Genomic DNA, 14,959 nt, shown 5'->3' with positions numbered 1-14,959 from the left:
CACTCGTTAATATTCGAATGAATAATCGGATTTTTTCAAATTTGGTTATTGTTAAGTACATATATGAACTCTGTGTCAAGCAAGTAAAAAAGATACCGCTTACCATGGGCGGAGTACCTTTCAAGTTCATGCTCCGTTCTTCCTACAGCACAATATTCACTTTTTAAGCCATCACATTACGATACTCACCATTTTTATCCCGATACCATTAATCAGGTACGGCACTTTATTTCTCTATTAGCCATTGGAACCGATTAAAAGGCATGATTGTGCAGTACATGATCTTTGATCTGGAGGACTGATTCCCTAAATATGCAAGTTCAAGTATTGCACCATGTACCATAATCTCATTTCGTATTTTCGAAAAACATTAAAAAAACTTATAAATTAGATAAGGGTTCATTGCTTTTTATATGGTTTTAATGTCATTAAAAAGTGGGATGTTTCCATTTTTGTGGCAAGAAATGAAAAGAATGAAAAGAATGAAAAGAATGGAAGGTAGTTTCATTGATAAAATTATATAATTTTGCCATTGTAGAAGATGATGTTTCTAGTATAAAAGGATTGGGTAATAAGAATTACAAAAGGTGATTGGAGTTTTTATAACGTTTTAGAGTGAGGGGAAGTGATTGGATGTATAAATTTTTAGATCGTTCAGTTTATCAAAAAGTACGGATTTTAATCTACTTGCATTCAATAAATCAATTTTGTTCCATTTCTGATATCGCAAAAAGCTTAAATGCATCGGATAGGACAATCCTAAAATTTATTGACGAACTAAAACATGACTTGAAAGAAATTGGACCAGAAGCAGAAATCATTGAACTTGAGCATAAAAACTTTTATTTAAAGACAGAGGATAATTTCTCAATCAAATCGGTCGAGAGGCGGTATTTAGAACATTCTTTAACGTATAAGGCGTGTGATCAGATATTCTATAACAAGTTTGGTGACATACATGCCTTCTCAAAAAAGAATTATACAAGCTATGCATCCATGTACAGACGAATCAATAAAATTAAACCGCTTTTAGATCAGTTCAAATTACAGTATACAACACAGCATATGGCGACTTTCAATGGTACGGAAAAGCAATTTCGATATTTCTTCTACTTGTTTTATTGGAATTCATGCTGGGGCGAGGTTTGGCCATTCTCCTCTGTCAACAGAGAGCAAATCCTTGGGATGCTAAAAGGAGACAGGGAAAACATCCCTGAGCATGTGTTGTATTGGCTGGCCATATCCATTACTAGAGCTAAGTTGGGGTTTATCATTGAAGAAGATCCCACCTATGAATCATTCACGAAACATCATCATTTATTTAAATCATTTTCAAGATTGGCAGAACCTCTATTTAAAGAGTTAACAACTTTAACGGAAGAGCAAATCACTTTAGAAATGATGTTTTCCTTTACTGTAATTAGTTGTTTTGAATTTTATGATAAAAAAAATCCCCAAATCAGTTTAATCATGAATTTTGCCCAGCATCATAACCAAAATCTTTTTGTACAAACGACCATACACTGGTTGGAAACTTTCATGGAATTCTTTTCGATGGAAATTGACGCGGAAGAGTATGGTGCCTTGTTTGCCAATCTATTATACCTTCATTACTATACTCAGATTTTTGATGGGCCTACCTTTCTATTTAAAGAGGATCCATATAAGATAGCTTTTGAACAGGATTCCCCTAATCAAGTGGAATTAATGAATCGTTTCTATGATCAACTTGCCAAGAAAAAGGCGCTTTCGAGAATATTGAAACATCGGGAGAGATTATTGGGCAGGTATAATGGATTACTGAAGCGGACAATTAATTTTAAAGTGGACAACAATCCAATCAAGATTAAAATCTTTTCAATCCTGGAAGGAAATCCAAGCGAATATATCATTAATCAAATAAAAAGGATATCCAGTCATATTCAACTCTGTAACGAAGGTGAACATCCTGATTTAATAATCACTGATCGCTTATATATGTCTATTGAAAAATATGATGCAAAAGTATTTGTGTGGAGTTCCGTTCCAAAAAGAATTGATTTTGAGAGACTTAGAGACTGTATTGAGAGAATGCGCTTGAATAAATCACCATAACTATCGGTTTTTTCAAGCTTTTGTATTTAAAGAGAGGAAATCCGTACAATCATGCACCGGCATAATCAGGAGTACAGAGAAAGAAACTCGTAATCTACACTGAAACACTGTTCTTGCCTTGGAAGACTATGTCCTTCAATTGCAATTAACTCCATTAATATCAGTATGGACAACTTTTCATACACAATAGTATTACATTCACCCGCCATCAGAGGAAAATCACGATTGATTCACAACAGATTGATGATTCAGCATCCATAAAGATTTCCAATAATGGAATTGGCACTTCCGAGAAAGACCAATTTCACATATTCGAGCTATTTTATAAAGCTGACCTGGCATGGGCGTGCTTAATTAGTCTATCCATCGTGAAAAAGATCATTGATATGCATGATGGGACTATATCCGTGAACTCGCAAAGGGAAAGACTTTTAGCAACCTGCTTCCTATTTCATGAAGAAATTCGCGATTCGATAAAAACAGCTGCAATGGCAGCTGTTTTTAAAATCTATTGGTTTAGTTAAAGTTTGATTAAAATTAATTTCACTCTAAATAATCCGATTTTTTTATTTCCGCCAAAAAGTTGAACAGTCAGCCTTATCCAAAATATTAAACTCGATCATTCTCTCAAGTAATGAGTAATCAAGCGGACGATCCCACTTGATGCGCACCAACTGCTTGGTGTGATCATAGCCAGCCTGCACAATTTCATCAGAGAAATGATTAATCCCTGCTATTTCAGGGGCCACGGCCAAATGATGTTTGGCTACGCTAAAGCCAATGATATATGTGCCATGATCGGTAAACATAGGCTGATTCCACGCGATTTTCGGAATTAAATTTGGATATTTGTTAATTACCCAAGCCAAAACTTCCTCCGTTCGGTCCCGATGTTGCGGGTCATCAATCTTCGCTAAAAATTCTGCAAAAACTTCCATGTCACTCTCTCCTAAAATTGAAATTTTTTTGAATAATGTCATTTTCCCCTCATCCGTATCATAATCAATATGTATGAAATGACTTTATTTACACTGCGCACCGATTCCTCGGCCTGCTTTAAACCACTTGCCAACTTGAGAGGTTCTCGTTCTTTTAGACATAAAAAAAATACCCTTTGGCTAATCATAGCCAAAGGGGTGAAGCTTCGCAACTTTTTATAAACAGTTAGATTTCATTTTAAATCTAAAACATACATTGCATTCATTCCGACTTACTCAACCGTTACACTTTTCGCAAGGTTACGTGGTTTATCCACGTCACATTCGCGGTGCAAGGCTGCGTAGTAAGCAATGAGCTGCAGCGGGATAACAGAGATAAGGGGTGTTAATAGTTCATTCACTTCCGGGATGACGAAACGGTCATCCTCTTCTTCAAGCCCCTTCATGGAAATGATGCAAGGGTTGGCGCCACGGGCAACCACTTCCTTAACATTACCACGGATGCTTAGGTTGACACCCGCTTGCGTAGCAAGGGCTATGACAGGTGTTCCTTCTTCAATCAAGGCGATCGTTCCATGTTTAAGCTCTCCGCCAGCAAAGCCTTCCGCCTGGATGTATGAAATCTCCTTCAGCTTAAGGGCCCCTTCAAGCACAACATAGTAGTCAAGAGAACGGCCAATGAAGAAGCAGTTTCTCGTAACGGACAAGTATTCACGGGCAATGTCTTCCATCTCTTCTTTCGAATCACATAGGGCTTCCATTGCTGTCGCAACGATTCCAAGCTCTTTTACAAGGTCGAAATCATACTCCATGTTACGGAATTGGCCAGTTACATTCGCTAAGATCGATAAGACTGCCACTTGAGCTGTATAAGCCTTAGTCGAGGCAACGGCAATTTCAGGGCCAGCATGCAGCAAGAGCGTATAATCCGCTTCACGTGACAATGTAGAGCCAGGTACGTTCGTGATGGTCAGGGCTTTATGACCAAGCGCTTTGATCGACACTAACACGGCACGGCTATCTGCAGTTTCACCACTTTGTGAAATGAAGATGAATAGCGGTTTTTTCGATAATAACGGCATATTGTAAGTGAATTCCGATGCCACATGGACCTCAACCGGAATTTCAGTCATTTTTTCGATGAATTGCTTACCAATCAACCCTGCATGATAGCTGGTTCCGCAAGCGATGATATAAATACGGTCAGCCTCACTTACGGCTTCAGTAATGCTATAATCGATTGCAAGTTTACCTTCTTCATTTTGGTATGCTTGAATGATTTTACGTATTACAGCTGGCTGCTCGTCGACTTCTTTGAGCATATAGTGCGGATACGTACCTTTTTCAATATCACTTGCATCAAGTTCAGCAGTGTACGGAGCACGCATGACTTCTTCGTTGGAAAGGTTCTTGATCGTTACCTTTTCTTTTGTCACGATAACCATTTCCTTATCCATCAGTTCAAGGAATTGATCTGTGACTTGCAACATGGCCATTGCATCCGAAGCGACAACGTTAAAGTCTTTTCCGACACCGATTAGCAGCGGGCTTTTATTTTTTGCGACTAAGATGGTTTCATCATTTTCAGCATCCAATAGGGCAATGGCATATGAACCTTCCAAAAGAGTGAGTGTTTGACGGAACGCCTCTTCCACTTCCATGCCCTCGTTTACGAACTTCTCTATAAGTTGAACGATGACTTCCGTATCCGTTTCACTTTTAAAGGCAACATCCTTCAAATATTCACGTTTTAGAATCGCATAGTTTTCAATGACACCATTATGAACTAAAGTCAATCGACCTGAATTACTTTGGTGAGGATGGGCATTTTCACGGCTTGGCACACCATGGGTGGCCCAGCGCGTATGTCCTATTCCAGTATGTGCCATAGTATTTTCATCAACGGCTCCGCGTAAGTCCGCGATTCTTCCCTTTTCCTTAAAGATTGTAACGCCTGCTTCATTGCGCACAGCAATCCCAGAAGAGTCATAACCGCGGTATTCAAGTTTTTCAAGACCTTTTAATAAAATTTCCTTTGCATCGTTAAGTCCAATATATCCAACAATTCCACACATAATTTCTGTTCCTCCAACCGATTAGAGGGGACAGGAATGCACGGGGGCATCCCTGCCCCCTCATCTCTGATATATATTTTTATAAAGGAAATGCCCTAAAGCACTTTTTCCCATTGTGCATTTCCAACCCTTTGTGCAGTAAGTTGCCCTACTGTTTTAAGATTGGAATTACTGCGGCTGTGCACTTCAGCCGGGAGGTATCCGCCGATCATTCGATAAACCTCCTCCTCGTCAACTAAGCCATTTCTCGTCCAGACTTAGTTCAGGCGCTTTTGTGAATCCGTTTCTCCTTGCCTACCCTCCTTTTTAACACAACCATTTTTAGAAAATGAGTTGTAAATCAGGATAATCATACCTTAAACAAGGGACATAGGTCAATTCTTTATTACCAAGACCTAAAAAAAGAACTTCTTAATAAAAATATGCATAAAAGGAAATTACGTTCCTTTTATGCATAGAATCAGTTATTCGTTCATTCCCATTTCCGCTCTTACAACTGCGACGATGCGATCTACATAATTAGTGCATTCCTCAGCTGTCGGTGCTTCAGCCATAACACGGACTAGCGGTTCAGTACCGGATGGTCTCACTAAAATACGACCGTTTCCGTCCATTTCCTCTTCGACTGCCTTGATGACTTCTTGTACCTTTTCATTATCGGTTACAGCGTGTTTATCGGTAACTCTGACATTGATCAGCGTTTGTGGATATTTCTTCATCTCGCCAGCGAGCTCTGATAAGGTTTTTTGGGTATCACTCATGATGTTCACAAGCTGTAAGCCCGTCAATAAGCCATCGCCTGTCGTGTTATAGTCCAGGAAGATGATATGTCCGGATTGTTCGCCGCCAAGGTTATAGCCGCCTTTTCGCATCTCCTCGACCACATAGCGATCCCCCACTGCCGTCTGGGCGCTTTGTATGCCATGCTCTTCAAGACCTTTATAAAAACCAAGGTTGCTCATGATCGTGGAAACCACTGTTCCCTGTTTCAGACGGTTATTTTCTTTAAGGTATTTCGCACAGATATACATGATTTGGTCGCCGTCCACTATATTTCCTTTTTCATCTATCGCAATGACGCGGTCTCCGTCACCATCGAATGCAAGTCCGACATCCGCACCTTTTTCTTTTAAGAATTCAGCAAGTGCCTCAGGGTGGGTGGAACCTACCTTATCATTAATGTTCAAGCCATTGGGAGATGCCCCCATCGTAGAGATGTCCGCATCAAGATCTGCAAACAAATGCATGGCCAAGGCAGAGGTCGCCCCATGTGCACAATCAAGAGCAACATGAATGCCTGTAAAATCTTCATCCACTGATTGTTTCAAGTACTGGAGATACTTTTGTCCTCCTTCGAAATAATCGTTCAAATGGCCTAAATCTCCGCCAACAGGGCGTGGAAGTTCATCCTTTTCCATATCTAATAGTGTTTCAATTTCCGCTTCTTGTTCATCGGATAACTTAAACCCATCCGGTCCAAAGAATTTAATGCCATTATCCGCTACCGGATTATGAGAAGCGGAAATCATGACACCTGCTTCAGCACTTAAGGCCTTTGTTAAATAGGCAACTCCCGGTGTCGAAATGACACCCAGGCGCATCACTTCAGCCCCAATGGATAAAAGACCGGCAACAAGCGCACCTTCCAGCATTTCACCTGAAATACGAGTATCGCGCCCTATCAGCACCTTGGGCTTTTCTGTATTTCTAGTAAGCACGTAGCCACCAAAACGGCCTAGTTTAAATGCCAACTCCGGTGTTAATTCGCTATTCGCTATACCCCTGACTCCGTCTGTTCCAAAATATTTACCCATCTTTATCGCTCCTTCTTCGAATCGTTACTGAATTTAATGATGATGTTAAAGAAAAGTCATGTCTCTTCGTCTTTTGGTGTGATGGTGACCGAAATCGTTTTAGAATCCAGTTCCCACTCCACTCCCTCAGGCACTGATACCGCCAAATCCACATCATGCGTACCTTCATCTAAATTACTCACATCTACTGTAAGATTAATGTCGTCTTTAGTTATTTTCTTCAATTCATCCGCCTCACCAAGCAAAGTGATGCTTGTTACATCGGATTCCAATTCGGCATTTTGGTCATCCTTCATGCCCACAGGCACTATTGGTATATTGTTGAAAGTTTTAGACTCAATGGCAGCCGGTTCATCTTCTTCTGCTTCTTCTTCGACTACTTGTTCTTCTTGTTTTGGTTCGGTTTCTGGTTCTTCCTCTTCTACGACTGGCTCTGCATTCTCTTCATCCACTTCGACTTTCTCTGTACGAACCTTGACCTTTGCCTTACCCAAGGACATTTTTTGTACACTTTCCGGTTTATCAAGATCGAGTTCCAGTTCTGTATCACCATCAATTTTCGAGATATTTACAGGAAGATTTACTACATCTATTTTCTCAAGGCTCGTTTCCGAACCAAATAAGGTGACCTCTTTTGGGTCGACACTTATACTCGTAATCCTAATGCCATCCTTTGCCTTGCCAGTTTGCTTCGGTGCTATCGACACCGTCTTGGAAGGAATGCTCACTTTTAAGGAAACTGAAACAGTAGATGGCTCGATCGTCACATCCAGCTTATTCAGGTCCCTATCCAGAGCTTTAACTGTTGCCTTGCCGTTCACCGTTTCGTTAAGCCCCTTACTTATTTCAAGGTTTGCCTTTACATAGGAAATTTGTTCAATTGCATCTTTAGCACCCGTTATTTTGACAGTTTTCGGGCTGACTGTTGGCTGACCAGCGGTATATCCCTCTTCAAGTAGAGAGCTATTATACTCGGCTTCAACGGAGAATTCCTTCGTCACCCGTTCCTGAACGTTGACTTCCGCATATTCCGGATCGATCGTCGCCACTAATTTTTCATTCAAATCACTTATTTTAAATGTGACAGTTCTGTCCCCCATTGAGATTGCAGGATCGGAAAGGTCTACATACACTTTAAAATCCCTTTGGTTTTTCGCATTTATCAATAGGCTTTTTGCTCCCTTTAGAGTAACATCCACCGTCTCCGGCACTCCGCTCACCACTAAATTCTCACGGTCATAGTACACTTCAACCGGTACATTTTCGATGGTCTCCGTACTGATTTCAGGGGCAGTCGATAAACCAAGTGATTTTTTATCCGACTCCATCTCAAAGTTAATGGAAATGAACAAAAGTGCCGCCAAGGCAAAAGCTACGATTCTCATAAACCAAGCGCTATTGGTGAATTTATCCATTCTTTTTCCCCCTCCAGTTAAAGATGCTTGAGGAAGTTGATTTGATGTTTTCCACTACCAGTTCACTTGTAAGCATGGCCCTAAATGATTCTTGATTCAAATCCCGGTAAAGTTCCCCGTTTTTAGTGACGGATATCCCTCCCGTTTCTTCTGAAACGACAATCGTAAGACTATCCGTAACTTCACTCATGCCTATGGCTGCCCTATGCCGTGTGCCAAGTTCCTTTGATATGAATGGACTCTCTGATAATGGCAAATAGCAAGCTGCAGCTGCCACCTGGTTATTTTGTAAAATAACTGCGCCATCATGGAGCGGCGTATTAGGGATGAAGATATTAATGAGCAATTCTGAAGAAATATAGGATTTTAGAGGTATCCCCGTTTCAACATAATCCCCTAGCTCCGTACCTTTTTCTATCGTAATCAAGGCTCCGATCCGCCTTTTTGCCATATAGGTGGACGCCTTTAGGATTTCTTCGACTAAACGCTCTTGCTGATTCTCTTCTGGAACGGTGCCCCTTGCAAAGAGCTTCCCGCGTCCTAATTGTTCTAGTGCCCTTCTCAGTTCAGGTTGAAAAATGACGAGAATCGCCAATACTCCCCAATTCATGACTTGTGCCATTAACCATCCGAGTGTATTGAAACCAAACAGGTTGCTTAAGCTTTTTACAATGACAATTACAAAAATTCCTTTTAGCAGCTGAATAGCCTTCGTGCCCCGAATAATAGTTAACAATTTATATATCACAAACCATACAAGGAGAATATCAATGAAATTTACTACATAGTCCCAAACAGTCAAGTTGGTTAAAGACATGTTGTTTCCTCCAGTCAGTATTACTCCAAATACAAATTACAATCTTTATACGATAACCTTAATAGTATACCATTTTTTAAATGATACATCTAAAAACTAGTGTGAGAAATTTACATAGGAAAAACGAATCATGAAAAAGGGTTCCCTTCCTTTTAAAAAATAAAGCTGAGCGAGGTCACCGTAAATGAAAAAACGGTGCCCCCTCCCAGCTTTCATTCCTTATTCCTTTTTCTCCTCTTTAGCAGGAACCAGCGAGGTTGCAGTATCCTTTACTTTATACCACATCCACTCAAAAGCTTGGTCAATAACATGGATGCTCCCAGTCACATTCCCTGCTTTTGACATATATTTATGCCCATTTATGACTGTCACATCTCCCTCTACTTCACCATCTATTTGAATGTTACCATTTTGAACTACCACATTTCCCTTGACTGTCTCACCCTCAGGCACAATCACCGTTTCACCTTCGACCACTAAGTTAGGCTGCTTTGATACTGAAAAATGTTCGTCCTGATTATAAGTGGAAAAAACAGATCCTGTCATCAATATGATGAACATCGCTGCCGCTGTCATGAAGGGATGGCTTTTGAACCAACGTTTGGCACCTGTTGTTTTCGTTTCCTTTGGCAATTGAGCCATAACCTTTGCTGTAAAGTCATCCGGGGCCTTTATATGGGAAGTGCTTTGTACAAGAGCGACCGCCTTTTTCATTTCATGAAAGTAATCCCGGCATTCAGCACAGTTATGCAAGTGCTCCCGTAAAACTTCTTTATGCTCCGGTTTGATGTCCTCATCTAAATAATCATGCATATATTCAATGATTTCCTCATGGCAGTTCATTTTTCTCACCTTCTTTTTATAAATGGCGCAGTTGTTTACGCAAGGCTTCCCGACCGCGATGTATCCTCGTCTTAACCGTACCGACCGGCAAATCGAGTATTTCACTGATTTCCTTTAGGGATAACTCTTCAATATACTTCAATACGATAACCGATCGGTATTTCTCGGGCAATTTCATTATTTCCACTTGAATGGTTTCCTGTAGTTCTAAAGATTCAACCTCTTCCTCGGGTTTCGCCATATCCGATGCAATTTGGGAATACATATTCAATCCCTCTGTTCCTGCCACCTCTGCATCTAAATAGTAATCCGGTTTTTTCTTGCGAAGCCGGTCAATACAAAGATTGGTCGCAATCCGGTATAACCATGTAGAAAATTTCATTTGTATATTGAAACTTCGAATATTCACGTAGGCCCTTACAAAGGCCTCTTGTGCCAAATCTTCTGCTTCTTGCCTGTTACCGAGCATCCTGAAACATATTTGGAACACTTTGTCCTTGTATATTTCGACAATTTCCCCAAATGCATTATGGTCTCCCTTTAATACTTGATTAATTCTCTCTTTAATGAGTGCATCCATTTTCCGGTATTACCCCCGCTCATGCGGCTATACGATTACTACGAACCGTAAGCTAAAAGGTTTCAAAAATTTAATACATTAATTTTAACAAAGTTTTACATTTTATGTTTAAGAAAAAAAAAACAGGGTTATATAGTAAGAAATTGTAAAATTCAAGGGAGTGATTCTCTATATGACTGCAGAACAAATTTTGGACCATATTGAACAATACAGACAGAAAATGATGTTTTTGGCTTCCCGTTCTTCGATGGTGGATAATGAAGTTGTTGAAGTTAGCAGCAAACTGGATTCTCTAATCATCCAATACATCCATTTAACTAAAAATGGAGATCTCACAGACAGACGCGCCCTCAAGTGAATATGGATATACGTTTGCAACCATTTATCTATATATATGTTCCTATTACATACACCCTGGTAAATAAACCTACGTCTTCTAGCATATAAAAAACAGTAACCCATTACAAGCCGGTTACTGTTTCTTTTATTTTTTTTCAGTTATAGTAATTTTTCACCAAATAGCGAACCCATTAGGGCCACGGCCACGATCGCCGTCTTATTTCGCTCATCTAAAACGGGATTCACTTCAACGAATTCAGCTGATGTAATCAAGTTGGATTCCGCAAGCATTTCCATGGCCAAATGACTTTCCCGATAACTTATACCACCAATCACCGGTGTCCCCACTCCGGGTGCATCTGCTGGGTCGACTCCATCCAAATCCAATGAAAGGTGGACGCCATCCGTTCTCTCCCTTAAATAATCAATGCATTCTTCCATGACGCGTGTCATTCCCAAGCGGTCGATCTCATGCATCGTGAATACTTTAATCCCTTTTTCACGGATAAGTTCTTTTTCCCCTTCATCCAATGACCTTGCTCCAATTATAACGATGTTTTCCGGTTTCACTTTTGGAGCAAAACCATGGATATTGATTAGGTCCGGATGTCCAAGCCCAATACTGACAGCCAGGGGCATACCGTGTATATTCCCTGATGGTGAAGTATCTTCCGTATTTAAATCCCCGTGTGCGTCATACCAAATCACACCTACATTTTCATAGTGCTTAGCGACTCCTGCAAGTGTACCTATAGCTATTGAATGGTCTCCTCCCAATACAAGCGGAAAGGAACCTCCTTCTATTATTTCATCAACTCTTGTAGCTAACAGGGAGTTACCCTTCGCTACAAGCTGTAAGTTTTTTAGATTTGTACCAGGCTCATCTGCATTTTCAGGACGGCCAACAATTATATCCCCTAAATCCTCTACTTCTATATTCAACTTTTCAAGACGCTCGACGATCTCTGCGCAGCGAATGGCACTAGGTCCCATATCCACCCCTCGCCTTGCTTGACCAAGGTCCATTGGCAAACCGATGACGGAAATTTTCTGAATAGACATACAATTCCCCCTTTCCATCATTTTATATCGTATATGCCGATTGGTTCAACTCGACATTTCCATGTATAAAGATGCACGTTCCTATCACATATGTTTTGTGTGAAATAATATCTTTCTGGGGTTTAGTTTACCCAATTATGTCTTAAACAAAGGCTGTTTTCGCATACTTTGTTGCTATCTACCAAGTAAAGCGGTGTGGTTGATTTCCCCTCCAGATGCTCGCTTTCCGCGTGGCGGGCGGTGAGCCTCCTCGGCGTGAACGCCTGGGGGGTCTCACCTGTCCCGCCGCTCCCCCGCAGGAGTCTCGCACTTGCGCTCCAATCAACCTTAAATCGTTTCGTTTTAAAACAACAATCTTTACGAAAAGAGCCTAAACAAAAAAAAAGTCTTAAACCATTTTTGGCTTAAGACGTAAGTTTTGGTGTATGTAGTTGATGGTGGAGCCTAGCGGGATCGAACCGCTGACCTCCTGCGTGCAAGGCAGGCGCTCTCCCAGCTGAGCTAAGGCCCCTAAGGGATTTAAAATTTATTAAGCGGAAGACGGGATTCGAACCCGCGACCCCAACCTTGGCAAGGTTGTATTCTACCACTGAACTACTTCCGCAAATGGCTGGGCTAGAAGGGATCGAACCTTCGCATGACGGAATCAAAATCCGTTGCCTTACCGCTTGGCTATAGCCCAATATATGATATGCAATGATAAATCAACAAAATAAAAAGGTGGTAATCATATATTTCCCCAATACAGAGAATATATAACTGATCCACAGGATTTTATTAAAATGGTGGAGGGGGGCAGATTCGAACTGCCGAACCCGAAGGAGCGGATTTACAGTCCGCCGCGTTTAGCCACTTCGCTACCCCTCCGCAATATATGGTTGTAAATGGTGCCGGCAAGAGGACTTGAACCCCCAACCTACTGATTACAAGTCAGTTGCTCTACCAGTTGAGCTACACCGGCAAGTAAAGAATGAAATGGTGGAGGATGACGGGATCGAACCGCCGACCCTCTGCTTGTAAGGCAGATGCTCTCCCAGCTGAGCTAATCCTCCGGATTAATGATTTAAAATGGTGACCCGTACGGGATTCGAACCCGTGTTACCGCCGTGAAAGGGCGGTGTCTTAACCGCTTGACCAACGGGCCGAACTGTTTTGTGTTCATAGATAGATCGGGAAGCTCCCAAGCGGATTCGAACCGCTGACCTCTTCCTTACCATGGAAGTGCTCTACCTACTGAGCTATGGAAGCATATGGCTCCGCAGGTAGGACTCGAACCTACGACCGTTCGGTTAACAGCCGAATGCTCTACCACTGAGCTACTGCGGAATAATATAATGTTTCCTAAAACCCATTTAAAGATTTAAATGAATAGCCTGGCAACGTCCTACTCTCACAGGGGGAAACCCCCAACTACCATCGGCGCTGAAGAACTTAACTTCCGTGTTCGGAATGGGTACGGGTGTGACCTCTTCGCCATCATTGCCAGACTATATTCATTTTTGAAGAATTTTCATTCCTTCAAAACTAGATAATAAGAAGGTATTTCATTTTTTAAAAAGCGTAGGTTAAGTCCTCGATCTATTAGTATCAGTCAGCTCCACATGTCACCATGCTTCCACCTCTGACCTATCAACCTGATCATCTTTCAGGGATCTTACTAGCTTGCGCCATGGGAAATCTCATCTTGAGGGGGGCTTCATGCTTAGATGCTTTCAGCACTTATCCCGTCCGCACGTAGCTACCCAGCTATGCCTTTGGCAAGACAACTGGTACACCAGCGGTGCGTCCATCCCGGTCCTCTCGTACTAAGGACAGCTCCTCTCAAATTTCCTGCGCCCGCGACGGATAGGGACCGAACTGTCTCACGACGTTCTGAACCCAGCTCGCGTACCGCTTTAATGGGCGAACAGCCCAACCCTTGGGACCGACTACAGCCCCAGGATGCGATGAGCCGACATCGAGGTGCCAAACCTCCCCGTCGATGTGGACTCTTGGGGGAGATAAGCCTGTTATCCCCGGGGTAGCTTTTATCCGTTGAGCGATGGCCCTTCCATGCGGAACCACCGGATCACTAAGCCCGACTTTCGTCCCTGCTCGACTTGTAGGTCTCGCAGTCAAGCTCCCTTGTGCCTTTACACTCTACGAATGATTTCCAACCATTCTGAGGGAACCTTTGGGCGCCTCCGTTACTCTTTAGGAGGCGACCGCCCCAGTCAAACTGCCCACCTGACACTGTCTCCCACCCCGATGAGGGGCGCGGGTTAGAATTTCAATACAGCCAGGGTAGTATCCCACCAACGCCTCCACCGAAGCTGGCGCTCCGGCTTCTCAGGCTCCTACCTATCCTGTACAAGCTGTACCAAAATTCAATATCAGGCTGCAGTAAAGCTCCACGGGGTCTTTCCGTCCTGTCGCGGGTAACCTGCATCTTCACAGGTACTATAATTTCACCGAGTCTCTCGTTGAGACAGTGCCCAGATCGTTACACCTTTCGTGCGGGTCGGAACTTACCCGACAAGGAATTTCGCTACCTTAGGACCGTTATAGTTACGGCCGCCGTTTACTGGGGCTTCGGTTCAAAGCTTCGCTTGCGCTAACCTCTCCCCTTAACCTTCCAGCACCGGGCAGGTGTCAGCCCCTATACTTCGCCTTGCGGCTTCGCAGAGACCTGTGTTTTTGCTAAACAGTCGCCTGGGCCTATTCACTGCGGCTTTTCTGGGCTATTCACCCTAAAAAGCACCCCTTCTCCCGAAGTTACGGGGTCATTTTGCCGAGTTCCTTAACGAGAGTTCTCTCGCACACCTTAGGATTCTCTCCTCGCCTACCTGTGTCGGTTTGCGGTACGGGCACCTTACATCTCACTAGAGGCTTTTCTTGGCAGCGTGGAATCAGGAACTTCGGTACTATATTTCCCTCGCCATCACAGCTCCGCCTTAATGGAAACGGGATTTGCCTCGTTTCCGGCCTAACTGCTTGGACGCG

The 14,959-nt window shown here is 42.4% G+C and carries 11 protein-coding genes, 9 tRNA genes and 2 rRNA genes (1 of these 22 only partly in view); 3 read left to right on the top strand and 19 right to left on the bottom strand.

The features are described 5' to 3' along the window. The first annotated feature begins 633 nt into the window (after window positions 1-633). Both QNH43_RS01040 and QNH43_RS27680 read left to right on the top strand, forming a co-directional pair. Window positions 634-2,094 (top strand): AcpB/EbpR/MafR family transcriptional regulator, encoded by a 1,461-nt coding sequence (locus QNH43_RS01040; RefSeq protein ID WP_283916503.1) that lies wholly within the window; start codon window positions 634-636, stop codon window positions 2,092-2,094. Between the two features lie 179 nt (window positions 2,095-2,273). Continuing rightward, window positions 2,274-2,618, top strand: coding sequence for an ATP-binding protein (locus tag QNH43_RS27680; RefSeq protein ID WP_434060178.1), 345 nt, complete (start codon window positions 2,274-2,276; stop codon window positions 2,616-2,618). A gap of 42 nt (window positions 2,619-2,660) precedes the next feature. Here QNH43_RS27680 and QNH43_RS01035 read toward each other — a convergent pair whose 3' ends face one another. The 7 genes from QNH43_RS01035 to sigW all read right to left on the bottom strand — a co-directional run bounded on the left by QNH43_RS01035 (window position 2,661) and on the right by sigW (window position 10,576). Then, on the bottom strand, window positions 2,661-3,032 hold the full coding sequence (locus QNH43_RS01035) for an iron chaperone (protein ID WP_283916502.1): 372 nt from the start codon (window positions 3,030-3,032) through the stop codon (window positions 2,661-2,663). A 272-nt stretch (window positions 3,033-3,304) separates the two neighbouring features. Further along, the gene (glmS, locus tag QNH43_RS01030) at window positions 3,305-5,107 is read right to left on the bottom strand and encodes a glutamine--fructose-6-phosphate transaminase (isomerizing) (protein WP_098371736.1); all 1,803 of its coding nucleotides are present in this window, start codon (window positions 5,105-5,107) and stop codon (window positions 3,305-3,307) included. A gap of 464 nt (window positions 5,108-5,571) precedes the next feature. Further along, a complete protein-coding gene (gene glmM, locus QNH43_RS01025; RefSeq protein ID WP_283916501.1) occupies window positions 5,572-6,921 on the bottom strand; it encodes a phosphoglucosamine mutase in 1,350 nt (449 codons plus the stop codon). Window positions 6,922-6,977: 56 nt separating this feature from the next. Continuing rightward, a complete protein-coding gene (locus QNH43_RS01020; RefSeq protein ID WP_283916500.1) occupies window positions 6,978-8,336 on the bottom strand; it encodes a CdaR family protein in 1,359 nt (452 codons plus the stop codon). Further along, window positions 8,329-9,153, bottom strand: a complete 825-nt coding sequence (gene cdaA, locus QNH43_RS01015; RefSeq protein WP_034304935.1) for a diadenylate cyclase CdaA — start codon at window positions 9,151-9,153, stop codon at window positions 8,329-8,331. Before cdaA ends, QNH43_RS01020 begins: the two co-directional genes overlap by 8 nt. A 219-nt stretch (window positions 9,154-9,372) precedes the next feature. Continuing rightward, window positions 9,373-9,996, bottom strand: a complete 624-nt coding sequence (locus QNH43_RS01010) for an anti-sigma factor family protein (protein ID WP_076372676.1) — start codon at window positions 9,994-9,996, stop codon at window positions 9,373-9,375. A 16-nt stretch (window positions 9,997-10,012) separates the two neighbouring features. Beyond that, window positions 10,013-10,576, bottom strand: coding sequence for an RNA polymerase sigma factor SigW (gene sigW / locus QNH43_RS01005; RefSeq protein ID WP_063236211.1), 564 nt, complete (start codon window positions 10,574-10,576; stop codon window positions 10,013-10,015). 172 nt (window positions 10,577-10,748) lie between these two features. Here sigW and QNH43_RS01000 point away from each other — a divergent pair, with 172 nt between their 5' ends. Further along, window positions 10,749-10,934: an aspartyl-phosphate phosphatase Spo0E family protein gene (locus tag QNH43_RS01000; RefSeq protein ID WP_076372678.1), complete on the top strand. Its 186-nt coding sequence runs from the start codon at window positions 10,749-10,751 to the stop codon at window positions 10,932-10,934. Window positions 10,935-11,074: 140 nt separating this feature from the next. On the opposite strand, the gene rocF is transcribed toward QNH43_RS01000, so the two are convergent. The 12 genes from rocF to QNH43_RS00940 all read right to left on the bottom strand — a co-directional run. Next, window positions 11,075-11,977: an arginase gene (gene rocF, locus QNH43_RS00995; protein ID WP_076372680.1), complete on the bottom strand. Its 903-nt coding sequence runs from the start codon at window positions 11,975-11,977 to the stop codon at window positions 11,075-11,077. A gap of 435 nt (window positions 11,978-12,412) precedes the next feature. Further along, window positions 12,413-12,488: transfer RNA gene (locus QNH43_RS00990), tRNA-Ala, on the bottom strand. Between the two features lie 21 nt (window positions 12,489-12,509). Next, a tRNA-Gly gene (locus QNH43_RS00985) sits at window positions 12,510-12,581 on the bottom strand. Between the two features lie 3 nt (window positions 12,582-12,584). Next, window positions 12,585-12,659: transfer RNA gene (locus QNH43_RS00980), tRNA-Gln, on the bottom strand. 101 nt (window positions 12,660-12,760) lie between these two features. After that, window positions 12,761-12,844 (bottom strand) — tRNA-Tyr (locus QNH43_RS00975). Window positions 12,845-12,862: 18 nt separating this feature from the next. After that, window positions 12,863-12,938, bottom strand: a tRNA-Thr gene (locus QNH43_RS00970). Window positions 12,939-12,953: 15 nt separating this feature from the next. Continuing rightward, window positions 12,954-13,029, bottom strand: a tRNA-Val gene (locus tag QNH43_RS00965). A gap of 17 nt (window positions 13,030-13,046) precedes the next feature. After that, window positions 13,047-13,121, bottom strand: a tRNA-Glu gene (locus QNH43_RS00960). 31 nt (window positions 13,122-13,152) lie between these two features. After that, window positions 13,153-13,225, bottom strand: a tRNA-Thr gene (locus QNH43_RS00955). A gap of 3 nt (window positions 13,226-13,228) precedes the next feature. After that, window positions 13,229-13,303 (bottom strand) — tRNA-Asn (locus QNH43_RS00950). A gap of 45 nt (window positions 13,304-13,348) precedes the next feature. After that, a 5S ribosomal RNA gene (gene rrf, locus QNH43_RS00945) occupies window positions 13,349-13,464 on the bottom strand. Window positions 13,465-13,538: 74 nt separating this feature from the next. Next, window positions 13,539-14,959 (bottom strand): 23S ribosomal RNA (locus tag QNH43_RS00940); it runs 1,511 nt beyond the window's last position.

It is taken from the genome of Peribacillus simplex, from assembly GCF_030123325.1.
Taxonomy (GTDB): domain Bacteria; phylum Bacillota; class Bacilli; order Bacillales; family DSM-1321; genus Peribacillus; species Peribacillus simplex_D.
Note: the sequence above shows the minus strand (reverse complement) of the source record. Positions and strands in the feature narration are given on the sequence as shown.